Raw genomic sequence first — 15,558 nt, forward strand, 5'->3', positions numbered from 1 at the left:
TCTCAAGCAATCCTCTTCGCCGGACGACCGCTCGCCTCTACCGTTCGGGGCAGGGTTTCCCGTTCCTCGGTGCACGACTCCGAAAGGCGTTCGTCTTGAAGCGAGCAATGAGTGAGCAGAGCGAACTGCGCCGGGTACTCGCCCCCTACGTTCGAATCGGCGTGCAGCACGAATCCCTCTACCTCGGTTTTGGGTCCATCCAGCGGATCATCGATACCAAGGAGATGTGGGAACCGCTGATCCGACTCGCCGATCACTACTCATCGCCGCGCACGGATTCTGAAGCGGTCTATTTCCTGGAAACGGAATGCGGCCTGGACCACGATGGCGCACACGAAACCGTCGAGGTGCTCCAGAAGGGACGCTTCCTGATCGAGCACGGGGGCTACCAACCAGGGGACCGCTACAGTCGGCCGTCCTTGTTCTACGCGCTCGCCGGCGCCGATCCGTCCGGCGTACAGGAAAGACTCGCCTCCAGTCACGTCATGTTCCTGGGCTGCGGCGGCATCGGAAATCTCCTTTCGGTCACGCTGGCCACCGCCGGGGTCGGCCAGGTGACACTCGTCGACGCAGACCGCGTCGAGACCAGCAACCTGACACGTCAGTACCTGTTCACCGAAGCGGACGTCGGTGCCCTGAAATGCGAAGTCCTCGGCGAAGCGATCCGGTGCCGCAACTCCACAACGACGGTGCGGACGATCGAGCGCGAGATAGCGGCCGATTCGGACCTCGGCTCGCTGCCCCCGGCCGACCTCCTGGTGCTGTCAGCCGACGCTCCGGGCCTCGTCGAACTCGTCAACGGCTACTGCGTCGAGACCGGGCTCACCTGGTTGAACGTCTGCTACGTCAACGACATCGCCGTGTGGGGGCCCCTTGTGGTCCCCGGTATAACCGGGTGCTGGACCTGCCGACCGCTGGTCGCCCGTTGCTTTCCCGACAATGGCGACCTCAACGCGATGGTCACCCGGATCAACCGCCGCTTCCAGGCTCCCTCGTACGGTTCGACGAACATGCTCGCCGCCGGGCTGGCAAGTCTCGACGTACTCAAGCACCTGGGAGGGTTCGGCGTCCCTCAATCACTGAACAGGCGGGTCGGCGTATGGACCCATGAACTCCGTTTGGATCAGCAGGAGGCCGACCCGAACCCCGAATGCTCGACCTGCGGGAATCTCCAGCGGCAACGTCCTCGCGCAGAGAACCGCCGACGTACACAGGAAGACGAGTGAACACGGAACACACCACGAGCGAATGCATCTTCTGCCGGATCATCGCGGGCGACGCCCGGTGTCATCCGATTTGGGAGGACGAGCGCCACCTGGCATTCCTGTCGATCTTCCCCAACACCGAGGGCGTCTCGGTGGTGGTGACCAAAGACCATCAGCCCAGCTATGTCCTTGATATGGAGGCGGACGCGTACGTGGGCCTGCACCTGGCCGCCAGGGAGGCCGCCGGCAAGCTGGACGCGACATTCTCCGACGTGGCCAGGACGGGGATCATGTACGAGGGGTACGGCGTCGACCACGCCCATGCGAAGCTGTTCCCCATGCACGGCACAGCGGGTAACGAGGGCGCGGATTGGTCGGCGGTGCACTCGACCGTCGACACCTACTTCGACCGCTACCGGGGCTATCTTTCGTCCCACGACCATGCCCGGGCCGCCGATGCCGACCTCGCGATCCTGGCCGAGCGCATCAGAACCGCGGATCGGTAAACCCGTTTCCGGAACTGAAGAACTGTTCGTGGGCGAACGCTGATATCCGCCCACGAACAGCCATCGAATACCGGCCCTAGTTGTCACCGTCGCCGTTCATGGGTTCCTCCTCGGCGTTGATCAGACTTCAATTCCGAATGAGAGTCCACCTGATCAATCGAAGAGCGGTCTTTCATTCGCCATGAAAATAACACGCCTTGCCCGATTGATCCGGTCGGATTCCTCGAAATTTCTCACACCGAGGATACATCCTCCGACTCGGGAATCGTTCGGGGGTCGCCGTGCACTCGGACCAAGGAGCCTCCGGGAGCACGATGCGGCGACCTTCGGAGCGGGGTCAGACCTTGCGCCATTGGGGGGTCCAGGCGCCGTCTACGACCTCGTAGTCGCCGAACAGGGCCGGGGCCTCTTTTTGGAGGGCTTCGCCGATCTTGCCGAACAGGAGGCGGATCTCCTCCTCCGCTCCGGGAGCCGTGCGGGCCTCCAGGGTGTGTCGGAGGGTGCGGACGTTGGCGGTCCACACCAGGCCGGTGGCGATGCCCTCGGGGGCGAAGCGGCGCATGAAGGAGGTGCGGTGCTTCTTCTCGGCGAACTTCACGCCCTCTTCGTCGAGCCCGAAGTGCTCGGCCATCCACAGCTGGAACTGCTCCATCTGGTCCAGCATCGCGGTGGCGCGCTTCATCAGCTCGGGGTCGTCCTGCGCCCACTCGGGGAACCAGAACGGGAGGTCGTCAAGGCGGACGAAGCGCAGCGACTCCTGCGAGATCGCGGTGCCGGGGCGGTGCCGGACCAGTTCATGGGTGAGGACACGGCTGACGTTGTGCAGCACGAAGCTGAAGCTGACGTGCTCCAGGACGGAGCCGTGCAGGCTCGCGAGGATGTTGGACAGGTACTGGTCCTGGTCGGTGCGCACCCGGACGACGTTGGGGTTGAGGCCCGGCTCCCACGACCGGTAGCAGAGCCGCCCGGCGAACTCGGCGAGGTTCTGCGGGTCGTTCAGCTCGGTGTCGAGCTCGCCGCTGTCCAAGCGCCGCAGCCAGCTCGTCCCGCCGACATCGGCGAGGTAGGCGGCGATCTCGTCGTAGTCCAACTGCGGACGGGCGATCACGTGCACTTCGGGCTCGACGCTTTTCACCGTGGCTACTCCCCCATTGCCAGGGGCGGCGCGCCGACCCCGGACCGTTCGCTGAATCCGTGCGGGCGGCAGCCGGCGACCAGGTCGCACGCCACCGCCCGAACGAACCTAGCACCGCGTCGGGGAGGCGGGCCCATGGGTCCGTCGGGACACGGCGACGAGCGCCCCAAGTGGCTCGGGACGCTCGCGCTCGGTTGTGCGGTCAGGTGAAACGGGGGGTCGAGGGGCTAACCGAAGATCATGCCGCCGGGCGTGATGATCACGCCGACGACGATGAGCACGATGCCCCACAGCATCTGCTTGCGCAGCAGTGCCATGACACCCGCGACGATAAGAATGATTCCGACTATCAGCAGGATGATTGCTAGTGCGCTCATGTCCTCCGGCTGCCCCGGCGGCCGCATTGAAAACAAAGATCTTCGCCGCCGCGCGAATCTCCCGGTGCCCGTGGTCCGCCGGAGCGGACCGGCCGAGCCGGGCCGGCGGGCCGTGCCGAGGGACCGCGTCGGCGGACCGTGCGCACGGACCATGCCAGCGGTCCGCTCCGGCGGGCAGTACGCACGGACCATGCCAGCGGTCCGCTCCGGCGGGCCGTGCCGACGGGCCGGGCGGGTCAGCGGGCCAGGCGCAGGACCCGTTCGATGATCCGCTCGCCCACGGACGCGGTGAGGATCGACTCCGGGTGGAACTGCACGCCCCACCGCTTGCGCGCCGCGTCCTCGATGGCCATGACGACAGGCTCGCCGCCGGGCCCCGTCCCGTCGACGACGGCCGTGACGTCGAAGCCCTTCACCTGCCCCGGTGTGGTGTAGGTGGAGTGGTAGCGCGCTGCGGTGAACGCCGCATCCGCGCCGCCGCCCTCGCCCAGCCCGCCGAGGAGGGTCCCCCCGGTCACCCGCACCAGGCCCGGTTTGCCGTGGACCGGGTCGGCGAGCGTCCGCAACTCGCCGCCCGCGTGCTCGACCATGGCCTGGAGGCCGAGACACACCCCGAACACCGGGAGCGCGCGCCGGTCGAGCGCGTCGAGCAGCGCGTCCGTGGCGAAGTCGGCGGGCAGCCCGGGGCCGGGTGAGAGGACCACCAGGTCGGGGGCGAGCTCGTCCAGGTAGGCGGGGTCGAAGCCGTGCCGCACGGTGACGACGCGCGCGCCGTGCCTGCGGACGTAGTCGGCGAGCGTGTTGACGAAGGAGTCCTCGTGGTCGACCAGGAGGACGGTCATCCCCTCGCCCGCGGTGGGGTCGGGCTCCAGGGGGCGGGCCGCCGCGGCGGGCTGCGCCGCGCCGTCCTCGGCGAGTGTCTCCAGGAGCGCGCGCGCCTTCAGGAAGGTCTCGCGCTCCTCGGCCTCGGGGTCGGAGTCGTAGAGCAGGGTCGCGCCCACGCGGACGGTCGCCACGGTGTCGCGGATGTGCGCGGTGCGCAGGGTCAGCCCGGTGTTCATCGACCCGTCGAAGGCGAGCACCCCCACGGCGCCCCCGTACCAGCGGCGCGGGGTGGACTCGTGCGACTCGATGAACCGCATGGCCCAGGTCTTGGGCGCCCCCGTGACCGTGACGGCCCACATGTGGGTGAGGAAGGCGTCGAGCGCGTCGAACTCGGGGCGCAGCCGCCCCTCGATGTGGTCGACCGTGTGGATGAGCCGCGAGTACATCTCGATCTGGCGGCGGCCGATGACCTTGACGCTGCCCGGTTCGCACACCCGCGACTTGTCGTTGCGGTCGACGTCGGTGCACATGGTCAGCTCCGACTCCTCCTTCGCCGAGCCGAGCAGCGCGCGGATGTTGTCGGCGTCGCCGATGGCGTCCTCTCCGCGGCGGATGGTGCCGGAGATCGGGCAGGTCTCCACCCGCTGCCCCTGGCCCGGGGTGCCGGTGACCCGGACGAACATCTCCGGCGACGCGCCCACCAGGTACTCGCCCTCGCCGAGGTTGAAGAAGAACTCGTAGGGCGCGGGGTTGCGGTCGCGGAGCCGCTCGTAGAACCGGGCCGGGGACTCGCAGCGGGCGTAGGTGCGGTGCCCGGGCACGACCTCGAACAGGTCGCCGCGCACGAAGCGCTTCTTCGCCTCGGCGACGACCTCGGCGTAGGAGCCGGGCACCGGCTGGTCGGGGAGGTCGGCGCGGCGCATGGGCGGGGTCGGATCGGTGCGCCGCGCCATCCCGTCGGTGCGCGCGGCCGCGCCGTTGCGTCCAGCCGGGACGGTGAACTCGTAGGTGTAGCGGACGCAGGTCTCGCGCTTGCGGTCGCGGACGATGACCTCGTCGGGGAGTTGCAGGACGAGGTCGCGATCGGCGGGGTCGCGGTCGAGCACCGCCTCGACGGGCTCGAACTGGAACGCGAGGTCGTAGCCGAACGCGCCGTAGAGCCCGAGGTGGGAGTCTGCGTCGGGGGCGCGGAACAGGGCGATCACGGAGCGCAGGGCCGAGAAGACGGTCGGCCGGCGGCTGCGCTCCTCCTCGGTGTAGAACTCCCCGGGGGCGGGTTCGGGGACGTGCACCGCGACCGCGCCGGACGGGGCCTCGCCCTGAACGGATCCGTGCTCGGCGAACGCCGCCGCGATCACCGGCAGCAGCACGCCGCCCCGCTCGTTGAGCGCGGTGGCGGTCAGGGTGCGCCCGCGCGCGGCGATCTCCAGGCAGGGGTCGATGTAGCCCATGTGCCAGCGGCTGTAGCGGCCCGGAAACTCCATGCCCGAGGACAGCACGCCGCCCCTGCGGTGCTCGACCGCCTGCACGAGTTCGGTGAGGACGCCGGGGTCGCAGGAGGTCGCGGTTCGGCGGACGTCGACGCCGCCGGTGGTGCGGTAAGAGGTGGAACGCTCGTCCAAGACCGGTCCTTTGTCGCGGGGTGCGAGCGCGCCCGGCCGGCGGCAGGAACAGCAGCGACCGCCGGAACGGGCGGTCGCTGTGGGAAAGACTGAGGTATGCGTACCTTCGAGCGCCGCCTAGGAGCGGCGCCACCACTGATGCCGGGTGATCGGGGTGCGCATGGGAGCGAGTGTAGCGTGCGCGCGGGGTGATCGGGGCGACCCGGGGAACCGGGCGCGGGCCCTTGAACGGGCGCACGGTGTGTGCGACTATTGGAAACCCTTTAATTTCAACAGTCGCACACAAACTTCTCACGGCAAGGATAACATCCTGATGACCCTTCGTCAAGAGCACGGCACGTCCGACCGGGCGGCGGCGCTCGCCGCGGAGCAGGAGCACGTCTCCCGGGTCTACGCCCGGCTCGACACCGCCGCCGAGAACGCCCGCGACGCCCTGCGCGCGGCGCACGCCGCCGGTGAGGCGGGCGGGCTGCGCCAGGCGCGCATCGAACGCGAGGTCCGGGCCGACGAGCAGGGCCGGCTGCTCGCCCGCCTCACCGGCGTCGAACGCGGACTCTGCTTCGGCCGCGTCGACCACCGCGGCACCGGCGGCGCACCGGGCGACGTCCACTACATCGGGCGCATCGGCCTGCGCGACGCCGACTACGAACCCCTCCTGGTCGACTGGCGGGCGCCCGCCGCGCGCCCCTTCTACTCCGCCACCCCCGGCGACCCCTGCGGCCTGGTGCGGCGCCGACACCTGCACACCCGCGACCGCACGGTCGTCGGGCTCGACGACGAGGTGTTCGACCTCGACGCCCTCAGCGACTCCGACCGCCGGACGCTCGTCGGCGAGGCCGCCCTCCTCGCCGAGCTGCGCAAGGGCCGCACCGGCAGGATGAACGACATCGTCGCCACCATCCAGAGCGAGCAGGACCGGGTGATCCGCTCCGGCCTCCCCGGTGTGCTCGTCGTCCAGGGCGGCCCCGGGACCGGCAAGACCGTCGCCGCCCTGCACCGCGCCGCCTACCTGCTCTACGCCCACCGCGCGACCCTCGAACGGCGCGGCGTGCTCATCGTCGGCCCCAGCCCCACCTTCCTCCGCTACATCGGGCAGGTCCTGCCATCGCTGGGCGAGACCGACGTCGTGCTGTCCAGCGTCGGGGAGCTGTACCCCGGGGTCGCCGCCACCGCGCCGGAACCGCCGCACACCGCGGTCCTCAAAGGCGACCTCCGCATGGCGGGGCTGGTCGGTGCCGCGGTCCGCGACCGGCAGCGGGTCCCCGACGGCGACCTCGACGTCGCCGTCGACAACGACCTCACCCTGCGCATCGGGCACGGGCAGGCCCGCGCCCACCGCGACCGCGCACGCGCCCTCGGGCTCCCCCACAACGTCGCCCGCAAGCTCTACGTCACCGAGTCGCTCACGGCGCTCGCCCGCGACCAGGACCGGCGCCTCGGCCGCACCTCCGACCCCGAGGACCTCGCCTATGCCCGGGCTGCCCTCTGGGAGGAGCCGGCGGTGCGCGCGGCACTCGACGCCTACTGGCCGCCGCTCTCCCCGCAGCAGCTCATCGGCGAGCTGCTCGGCGACCCCGCGCTGCTGCGCTCGGCGGCCGACGCGCGGCCCGACCTCGGCGGCGACGAGTGCGCCGCGCTGCTGCGCCCCCAGGGCGCGCCGTGGACCACCGCCGACGTCCCGCTGCTGGACGAGGCGGCGGAGCTCCTGGGCGAGGACGACTCCGCCCAGCGCGCCGCCCGCCGGCGGGCCGGCCGCGAACGCGCCGAGGAGGAGCGCTACGCCCAGGGCGTCCTGGAGTTCACCGGCCTGTACGAGGACGGGATGCTGGACGCCGCCGCGCTGGCCGAGCGCCATCGGGCGGCGGACGGCGCCGCCACGACCGCCGAACGCGCCGGGGCCGACCGCACCTGGGCCTACGGCCACGTCATCATCGACGAGGCGCAGGAGCTGTCCGCCATGGCCTGGCGGATGGTCATGCGGCGGGTGCCCACCCGCTCGATGACGGTCGTCGGCGACGTCGCCCAGACCGGCGACCCCGCTGGCGCGCGCTCGTGGGCGGAGATGCTCGACCCCTACGTCGCCGGCCGCTGGCGCGAGGAGCGTCTGGAGGTCAACTACCGCACCCCCGCCGAGATCATGGCGGTCGCCGCCGACGTGCTGGCCGCCGCCGCACCGGGGCAGCGGCCCCCGGAGTCCGTGCGCGGCGGCGAAACGCCGCCGCGGGCCGTGCGCGTGGCGCCGGGCGGCCTCGCGAGGGCCCTGCCCGCGCTGGTCGAGGCCGAACTCCGCGCCATCGGGGACGGCCGGGTCGCCGTTCTCACCCCCGCCGCCCGGCACGGCGAGGTCGCGGCGATCCTGCCCGCCGCGGCGCCGGCCGAGGACCCCGCGGCGCTCGACTCCCCCGTGGTCGTGCGCACCGTCGCCCAGGCGAAAGGGCTGGAGTTCGACGCCGTCGTCGTCCTCGACCCCGCCGCCGTCCTCGCCCAGTCGGCCAACGGCGGCCGCGACCTCTACGTCGCCGTCACCCGCGCGACCCGGCGCCTCACCGTCGTCCACGACTCCCCGCTGCCGCCCCCACTCGCCCGCCTGACCGGCTAGGCGGCGGCCCGGCCGTGCGGCGCGGCGGCACCCGGAGCGGTGCGCCGCGGTGCCCCACCGGGGGGGTGAGCGGGTGTCAGCCGGGGAGTTCCCAGAGGATGATCCGGCCGTTCCCGGCGCCGGCCGTGAACAGGGTGCCGTCCTTGTTGAAGGCCACGTCGTTGGCGTAGAACGCGTCGCCGTTGTGTTCGAGCCGGGTGAGCTCGGTGCCCTTCGCGAGGTTCCACACCGCGGTGCTGGACTCGCCCATCTCCAGGTGCGAGCTGACCAGCACCGACCCGTCCGGGCTGAATTCGAGCGCCATGACGCTGCCCTTGGGCCCGGTGAGCTCGCCCGCGTTCGCGCCGGTGGCGGTGTCCCACAGCTGGACGGTGGCGTCCGTCCCGCCGGTGGCGATGACCGAACCGTCGTGGTTGAACACCACCTCCTCCACCGTGCGCTGGCCGTGCTCGATCTCCACCGCGTCGTCCTGCGGGTCGTCCGGGTCGTAGACGAGCGCCTTGCCGCCGACCACGGTGGCGAGGCGGTCGCCCTTCGGGCTCCAGTCCACGGCCCGCGCCCCCGTCCCCGAGCCGGGGAAGTCGAGCGTGCCGTCAGGATCGCCGGTCCTGCTCTCCCAGTACCTGATGACGCCGTCGCCGCCGTCCTGCGCCGCGATCATCTCGCGGACGGCCGGCGGCAGCCACGAGCCGCCGGGGGCTGCCGCCGCGCCGCCGATGCCGTGCAGCAGCCGTTCGGGTGTCGGCCGCCGCTCGGGGTCCTTCGCCATGCAGGCCAGCACCGGTGCGCGCAGCCACTCGGGGATGCCCTCGGTGTCGGGCTCCTCCGTGGCGATCCGGGACAGCCGGTGGGCGACGGTGCCGGTGCCGAACGGTTCGCGCCCCGTTGCGGCGTAACACAGCACCGAGCCGAGGGAGAAGACGTCGGAGGCGCCCGTGAGCTCGTGCCCGTACGCCTGCTCCGGCGACATGAAGCCGGGCGTGCCGAGGATTCCGCCCTCCTGGGTGACGACGCTCGCCTCGGCCGAGCGGGCGATCCCGAAGTCGATGACGCGCGGCCCCTCGTCGACGAGCAGGATGTTGCCGGGCTTGAGGTCGCGGTGGACCAGCCCGGCCGCGTGGATGGCGCGCAGCGCCTCGGCCATGCCCAGTGCGAGGACGCGCAGCGCCCCCTCGTCCAGCGGCCCGCTCTTGGCGACGGCCTGGCGCAGGGTGGGGCCCGGCACGTAGGACGTCACCAGCCACGGCTGGACGGCACCCGGGGCGGCCTGGATGACGTCGGCGCTGAACGCCCCGCTGACCCGCTGGGCGATGGCGACCTCGCGCGCGAACCGCCGCCGGTAGTCGGACTCCTCGGCGAACTCCGGCCGGATCACCTTGATCGCGACGAGCCGGCCTAATCGGCCGTGGGAATGGGCGCGGCAGATATTACCGTTGCGCGGATCCGGCGGTGCGCGGGGATCCCGCATGCGGCGGGGCTGTCAGCCGGCGGCGGCGTTCACCGCGGCGACGACCCCGCTCCACTTCGGCGGCAGGGACGGGCCGGGCTCGTGGAGGACGTGCACGCCCATACCGCGGAGCGTGCGCAGGGACGCGGCGAACGCCGGGTGCGCGGCGAGTTCGGGCTTGCAGTGCGGGACGACGACGGTGGGCACGCCGTACCCCGCCATCTCGCACAGGACCCCGATGGCGAAGTTGTCGGCGTGCCCGTGCGCGAACTTGTTCACCGAGTTGAAGGTCAGCGGGCAGCCGAGGACGGCGTCCGGCGGGGGCAGGCTCGTGCCGGTGCCGGGCCTGCGGTACTCCAGGCGGACGGGTGTTCCGGCGATGCGCTCCAGCTCGGCGAAGTCGTAGAACGCGGCGCCGGCGGGGGTGCAGACGACCGTGGTCCGCCATCCGTCGTCGACCAGGGCGCGCAGGAGGCCGGGGACGTCCTCGAAGACGTGCGCGCCGGAGACGACGAGGTACAGCTCGCGGCGGGGTTCGGAGGCCATGGGCGCCGAGTCTAGCCGCGGCGCCGGGCGCCCGTCTCGGCTGCGGGAGCCGGTGAGGGCGGGGCGCGTCAGCCGTTCTCCAGCACCGCCGGGGAGTCGACGCCGGCGTCGAGCGCGAGGACGCCCTTGTAGTAGTCGATCTTGTGGTGGATGGCGTCCTGTCGGGCGCGCAGCTCCGCGATCCGGTCCGCCAGCCGCTCCGCGTGCGCCTGGAGGACCTCCAGCCGCTCGGGGACGGTGTGGTCGCCCGCGCGCACCAGTTCGGCGAAGGCGCGCAACCGGGCTATGGGCATGTCGGTGTCGCGCAGGCAGCGGACCAGGTCGAGGAGTTCGACGTCGGAGGCGCGGTAGCGGCGGTGCCCGCTGGGCGCCCGTTCGACCTGGCTGAGCAGGCCCTCGCGCTCGTAGTAGCGCAGGGTGTCGTGGCTGAACCCGAACCGGTGCACGATCTCCGCGGGGGTGTAGTGGTCGCTCATACCCCCGAGCCTGCCCCCTGGAGTGCACTCCAGGTCAACCCCTGGCGGCGGGGGACCGCGGCGCGGCTCAGGCGCGGCGGCCGGAGATGGCGCCCACGACCGCGCCGGTGAGGTCGGCGACGACGGCGGCCTCGGGGACCTCGGGGTGCTCCAGCCACCACTCCCCCGCCGCCTGGACCATGCCGATGACCGCGTGCGCCACGATCTGGGCGCGCACCGGGTCGGCGACCTCCTCCTCGGCGGTGAGCATCTCGGCGAGCTCCTCGCCGAGGCGGCGCACCATCATGCCGACCTCGCCGCGCGTGCGGGGGTCCTCGGCGGTGGCGCGGTGCATCAGGAAGCGGTAGAGGGTGAGGTTGCGGCGGATCATGCCGAGGTAGGCGGCGACCGTGGCGTAGGCGCGGACGCGGAGGTCGGCGCCGCCGTGGAACTCGGTGCGGACCCGCTCCATGAGCGGGTCGACGTGGCGTGCGGCGAGCGCGCGGTACAGGCCGCTCTTGTCGCCGAAGTGGCGGTACAGGATGGGTTTGCTGATCCCGGCCTCGGCGGCGATCGCCGACATCGACACTTCGGGGCCGTCGCGCTGGATCATGCGGTCGGCGGCGTCGAGGATGGCGCGGCGGCGCTCAGGGTCGCGGCCGCGGGCCGTGCGGGTGCCCGCGGGGGCGGGGTCGGTTGCCACAGCATCCAACGCTAGCGCGCCAGGACCGGCTCAGACGATGGCGCGCAGCACCGGGATCCGGCGCAGGACGACGACGATGGCCGCGCTGACCACCAGCACGACGGCGACGTGGGCCGAGCACATGGCGAGCATGCCCAACGGGGAGTCGGGGATGCCGGTGAGGCCCCGCAGCGTGCTGAGCACGATCACGTGCACGAGGAACACGCCGAAGCTGAGATCGGACACCGCCTTGAGCCGCCGCCGCGCGGGCCCGGTGTCGCGGTCGGGGTCGGTGAAGACCCCCCAGCGGCGGCCCAGCGCCCCCAGGAGCAGGAAGGCCGCCACCGACATGACGAACACCGTGGGCGAGAGGTAGTCGAGGATGTAGTCGGCCTCGCTGCCCCACCCGCCCGTCGCGTCGGCGAGGGCGTGGGCGCCGAACGCGGTGGCAGCGGCCGACCCGGCGACGGCCGCTCCGGCGAACCACATCTGGCGGCGGTCCAGGACGGTGTCGCGCAGCAGGTAGCCGATCAGGTAGTAGCCGATGTAGGGCAGGAAGCGGGTGACGGCGTTGGGCCCGCCGGCGTCGTCGAAGGCGACCACGAACTGGTCGGCGACCCCCAGCGCGGACATCAGCAGCGCGAACCACCACAGCATGCGGGTGGGGGCGTGGCGGGTGATGAGCCGCAGGAAGGGGGTGAGGACGTACAACCCGGCGAGGACGAACAGGAAGTACAGGTGCAGCGCCGGTTCGCCGGAGAGGATGTCGCTGAGGGCGTCGCGCCAGGTGCTGCCGTCGCGGACGTGCTCCCACGAGAGGTAGACGGCGCTCCACGCCGCGAGGGGGATGCCGATGCGGGAGAACCTGCGGGTGTAGAAGCGGCGCAGCCCTTCGTCGCGCGGGCGGAGCAGCAGCGCGCCGCTGATCATGATGAAGACGGGGACGCACCAGCGCACCAGGGAGTCGAGGGCGTTGGCGGTCCACCAGGTGGCGCTGCCCAGATCGGCGTAGGTGGTGACCACGACCGGCGCGAACGCGTGCACGACGAGCACGGCGAGCATCGCGGCGTTGCGGGTGATGTCGAGCCACGCCGAGGCGGCGGGTGTGGCGGTGCGCGGGGCGGCGCCGACGGGCCGACCGCGTTCGCCGACGGCCAGGGCCGGGGAGGTCGCAGCCATGTCCTGGTCCTTACTCGTGATCGACGTCAAAGGCGGATCGAGCGCAGGAGTGCGGTGAGCGGTCGGGCTGGGGGCGGGCGGCTCGGGGCGCGGACTGAGGAATGGATTTCGCCATGATATCGCAAACGTTTCGCAATCGTTACAGCTTTCACACGGCGTCCCCAGGAAACTCGAACGGGACCCCCGGCCGGCCCGGCGCCGAAATTACCCCGCCCAATGGCGGCGCCTTCGCCGCGGCGAGCCGACGCGCGGGATTCGCGGGTGGACCTGCGGCGCAAGCGGGTCCACCCGCCTTTGTAACGTCCACGACCCACCGTGACAAATCCATCACCCAGCGCGCCGCGCACCCGGTCGCCGGGCCCAACGGTCCCGGTGCCGGGCCCATCCGGGTTGGGCCGCCGGGCTCATGCGCGCCGCGGCACCCCGATGCCACGGTGATCCGATGGATTCGACAGTGAACACGAACAAGCGCAGGGCCGCCGCCGGCGCGGTCGCCGGCGCACTCGGCGGCGCCGCCGCCTACTTCACCACCCAGCAACTCCAGACCCTGCTGGCGGCCACGGGCGGCGCCTCGGCGGCCGACCCCGGCACCGGACTCCTCATGACCGCGCTGCGGCTGCTCCTCGCCGCCTCGGCGGCGTTCCTGCTGCTGTGGTGGATGGGGGTGCCCGGCGCCGCGCTGGGCGCCCCGTTCGCGCTGCTGCTCCAGCTCGCCGTCGAGGCCGTGGTGGTCCCCTCGGTGGTGTCCTGGGTCTCAGCGTCCTGGTTCGCCCTGGTGCTCGACTACATACGGCCCGAGGGACCCGTGGTGTTCGTCGTGCTGCTCGCCGCGGTGATGGCGATCGCGGTGCCGGCCGGTGCCATGGCGGTCGACCGCGAGCGCAGCCCCGCGGCGCGCTGACCGCGACGCGACGCGACCGCCCCGGGCGCAACCCCGCTCAGCTCCCGTGGCACCGCGCCGCACCCGCGGTCCGCACCGCTCCCGGCCCGGGCGCGCCGAACCCGCCGCCCGCACGGTTCGGTGCGGCCGCGCCCGCCGCGAACCCCCCGCCCCGCGGCAGGGCGCCCGGCCGGGCGCGGGCTAGGCTTGCGGCCATGCCCAGTGACACCGTCGGCACCGCGGCGCCCGTCGTCCTCGACGCCGCGGGCGTCGATGCCGACCCCGAACTCGCCGCCGGGTTCGCCGAGTCCGCGTGGCGGATCCTGGCCGGCCTGGTCCGGTCGGGTGCCGCCCTCGGCTGGGTCGAGCCGCCCTCGCGTGCCGAGGTGGCCGAACTGCTCGCCGCCGTCGGCGGCGCGGCGCGGGCGGGCGACGGCGCGCTGCGCGCCGCCTACGTCGACCGGCGCCTCGTCGGACTGGGCTACTGGCTCCGCTACGCCCGCCCGACCCACCGGCCCCACGCCGACCTGGAGAAGCTCGCGGTCGACCCCGCCGCCGGCGGCCGCGGCATCGGCCGGGGGCTGACCGCCGCGCTGATCGCCGACGCCCGCGCGGCGGGCGTCGAGGTCCTCACGCTCGACGCCCGCGGCGACAACGCCGGCGCGCTGCACCTCTACCGGTCGCTGGGCTTCACCGAGTACGGCCGCCTCCCCCGGTTCGTCGCCGTGGGCGAGCGCCGCTACGACAAGGTCCTCGTCATGCTGGACCTCCGCGCCGACGGGGCGCCTACCGCACCGGCAGGCCCGTGACCGAGCGGCCGATGATGAGGCGCTGGATCTCGCTGGCCCCCTCGAACACGGTGAAGATGGCGGCGTCGCGGTGCCAGCGCTCCACGGGGTATTCCCTGGTGTAGCCGTTCCCGCCGAGCAGCCTGATGGCCTCCTGGGTGACCCAGGTGGCGGTCTCGCTGGCGTACAGCTTGCTCATCGAGCCCTCGGCGTTGCCGAAGTCCTTGTTGGTGCGGCCCATCCACGCGGCCCGCCAGACGAGCAGGCGGGCGGCGTCGATGCGGGTCGCCATGTCGGCGAGGGTGAACGCCACCGACTGGTTCTCCGCCAGCGGGCGCCCGAACTGCTTGCGCACCCCGGTGTAGTCGCGGGCGTACTCGAACGCGGCCCTGGCGCAGCCCACCGCCATGGCGCCCACGGTGGGGCGCGACGCCTCGAAGGTCTTCATCGCCGCCTGCCCGCCGGAGCTGCGCCCCTCGCGCGCCCTGGCGAGTCGCGCGTCGAGCTTCTCCTTCCCGCCGAGCAGGCAGCGGCCCGGCACCCGCACCTCGTCGAGCACCACCTCGGCGGTGTGCGAGGCCCGGATGCCGTGCTTGGCGAACTTCTGCCCCTGCGCGAGCCCGGCGGTGCGCGGGGGGACCACGAAGCTGGCCTGGCCGCGGGTGCCCAGCTCCGGCTCCACCGAGGCGACCACCACGTGGACGTCGGCGATCCCGCCGTTGGTGGCCCAGGTCTTGGTGCCGCTGAGGACCCACTCGTCGGTCGCCTCGTCGTAGCGCGCGCGGGTGCGGATGGCGCCGACGTCGCTGCCCGCGTCGGGCTCGGAGGAGCAGAACGCGCCGAGGCGGATGTCGTCGGGCGTGCCGAACATCTCCGGGACCCACTCCATGAGCTGGTCCTGGGTGCCGTTCGCGGCGACGGAGACGGCGGCGAGGGTGGTGCCCGTCAGCGCGAGGCCGATGCCGGGGTCGCCCCAGTACAGCTCCTCGTAGACGACGGGGATGCCGATCCCGCTCGGCTCGAACCACTGGTTCGCGAAGAAGTCCAGGGAGTACAGCCCGATCTTGGCGGCCTCCTGGAGGATCGGCCAGGGCGTCTCCTCGCGCTCGTCCCATTCGGCGGCGGCGGGGCGGATGACGTCGCGGGCGAACTCGTGGACCCAGTCGCGGATCTGGCGGGTGTCCTCGGAGGGCTCCATGCTGAACACCGGTTCGGCCGGGGTCTCGGATGCGGCGCTGTCGGTCATCGGCGGGCGTCCTTCGCTGGAGGGCTGCTGATATGTTACCAACGGTAACACTGAGCCGCCGGGACC

Annotated in this window: 14 protein-coding genes; 5 read left to right on the forward strand and 9 right to left on the reverse strand. The window is 72.3% G+C overall.

All coding sequences use genetic code 11. From position 1 onward, the window contains the following. Positions 1-107 precede the first annotated feature (107 nt). A complete protein-coding gene (locus CLV63_RS04090) occupies positions 108-1,226 on the forward strand; it encodes a TOMM precursor leader peptide-binding protein (RefSeq protein ID WP_106581501.1) in 1,119 nt (372 codons plus the stop codon). Next, positions 1,223-1,711, forward strand: a complete 489-nt coding sequence (locus CLV63_RS04095; protein WP_106581502.1) for an HIT family protein — start codon at positions 1,223-1,225, stop codon at positions 1,709-1,711. The genes CLV63_RS04090 and CLV63_RS04095 overlap by 4 nt, the downstream gene beginning before the upstream one ends. A gap of 337 nt (positions 1,712-2,048) precedes the next feature. Here CLV63_RS04095 and thyX read toward each other — a convergent pair whose 3' ends face one another. From thyX to CLV63_RS04105, 3 genes are all read right to left on the reverse strand, one after another. Then, positions 2,049-2,846: an FAD-dependent thymidylate synthase gene (gene thyX, locus CLV63_RS04100; RefSeq protein ID WP_106581503.1), complete on the reverse strand. Its 798-nt coding sequence runs from the start codon at positions 2,844-2,846 to the stop codon at positions 2,049-2,051. Between the two features lie 227 nt (positions 2,847-3,073). Next, positions 3,074-3,223 carry a GPGG-motif small membrane protein gene (locus CLV63_RS33425; RefSeq protein ID WP_170134140.1) on the reverse strand — a complete coding sequence of 50 codons (150 nt, stop codon included), beginning with the start codon at positions 3,221-3,223 and terminating at the stop codon, positions 3,074-3,076. A 236-nt stretch (positions 3,224-3,459) separates the two neighbouring features. Then, positions 3,460-5,670 (reverse strand): anthranilate synthase component I, encoded by a 2,211-nt coding sequence (locus CLV63_RS04105; protein ID WP_106581504.1) that lies wholly within the window; start codon positions 5,668-5,670, stop codon positions 3,460-3,462. 313 nt (positions 5,671-5,983) lie between these two features. Here CLV63_RS04105 and CLV63_RS04110 point away from each other — a divergent pair, with 313 nt between their 5' ends. After that, the gene (locus CLV63_RS04110) at positions 5,984-8,269 is read left to right on the forward strand and encodes a HelD family protein (protein ID WP_106581505.1); all 2,286 of its coding nucleotides are present in this window, start codon (positions 5,984-5,986) and stop codon (positions 8,267-8,269) included. Between the two features lie 76 nt (positions 8,270-8,345). On the opposite strand, the gene CLV63_RS04115 is transcribed toward CLV63_RS04110, so the two are convergent. The 5 genes from CLV63_RS04115 to CLV63_RS04135 all read right to left on the reverse strand — a co-directional run bounded on the left by CLV63_RS04115 (position 8,346) and on the right by CLV63_RS04135 (position 12,578). After that, positions 8,346-9,737: a WD40 repeat domain-containing serine/threonine protein kinase gene (locus CLV63_RS04115; RefSeq protein ID WP_106581506.1), complete on the reverse strand. Its 1,392-nt coding sequence runs from the start codon at positions 9,735-9,737 to the stop codon at positions 8,346-8,348. Positions 9,738-9,749: 12 nt separating this feature from the next. Then, the gene (locus CLV63_RS04120; protein ID WP_106581507.1) at positions 9,750-10,262 is read right to left on the reverse strand and encodes a flavoprotein; all 513 of its coding nucleotides are present in this window, start codon (positions 10,260-10,262) and stop codon (positions 9,750-9,752) included. Between the two features lie 68 nt (positions 10,263-10,330). After that, complete coding sequence (locus CLV63_RS04125) at positions 10,331-10,738, reverse strand: MerR family transcriptional regulator (RefSeq protein WP_106581508.1); 408 nt, start codon at positions 10,736-10,738, stop codon at positions 10,331-10,333. Between the two features lie 67 nt (positions 10,739-10,805). Continuing rightward, positions 10,806-11,420 carry a TetR/AcrR family transcriptional regulator gene (locus CLV63_RS04130; protein ID WP_106581509.1) on the reverse strand — a complete coding sequence of 205 codons (615 nt, stop codon included), beginning with the start codon at positions 11,418-11,420 and terminating at the stop codon, positions 10,806-10,808. A gap of 30 nt (positions 11,421-11,450) precedes the next feature. Then, complete coding sequence (locus CLV63_RS04135; RefSeq protein WP_106581510.1) at positions 11,451-12,578, reverse strand: acyltransferase; 1,128 nt, start codon at positions 12,576-12,578, stop codon at positions 11,451-11,453. A gap of 454 nt (positions 12,579-13,032) precedes the next feature. Here CLV63_RS04135 and CLV63_RS04140 point away from each other — a divergent pair, with 454 nt between their 5' ends. Together CLV63_RS04140 and CLV63_RS04145 are read left to right on the forward strand one after the other, a co-directional pair. Further along, a complete protein-coding gene (locus CLV63_RS04140; RefSeq protein ID WP_106581511.1) occupies positions 13,033-13,479 on the forward strand; it encodes a hypothetical protein in 447 nt (148 codons plus the stop codon). 194 nt (positions 13,480-13,673) lie between these two features. Continuing rightward, positions 13,674-14,267 carry a GNAT family N-acetyltransferase gene (locus tag CLV63_RS04145; protein WP_106581512.1) on the forward strand — a complete coding sequence of 198 codons (594 nt, stop codon included), beginning with the start codon at positions 13,674-13,676 and terminating at the stop codon, positions 14,265-14,267. On the opposite strand, the gene CLV63_RS04150 is transcribed toward CLV63_RS04145, so the two are convergent. Next, on the reverse strand, positions 14,245-15,492 hold the full coding sequence (locus CLV63_RS04150; protein WP_106581513.1) for an acyl-CoA dehydrogenase family protein: 1,248 nt from the start codon (positions 15,490-15,492) through the stop codon (positions 14,245-14,247). The genes CLV63_RS04145 and CLV63_RS04150 overlap by 23 nt on opposite strands. Between the last annotated feature and the right edge of the window lie 66 nt (positions 15,493-15,558).

This window comes from Murinocardiopsis flavida, assembly GCF_003014485.1.
GTDB lineage: Bacteria > Actinomycetota > Actinomycetes > Streptosporangiales > Streptosporangiaceae > Murinocardiopsis > Murinocardiopsis flavida.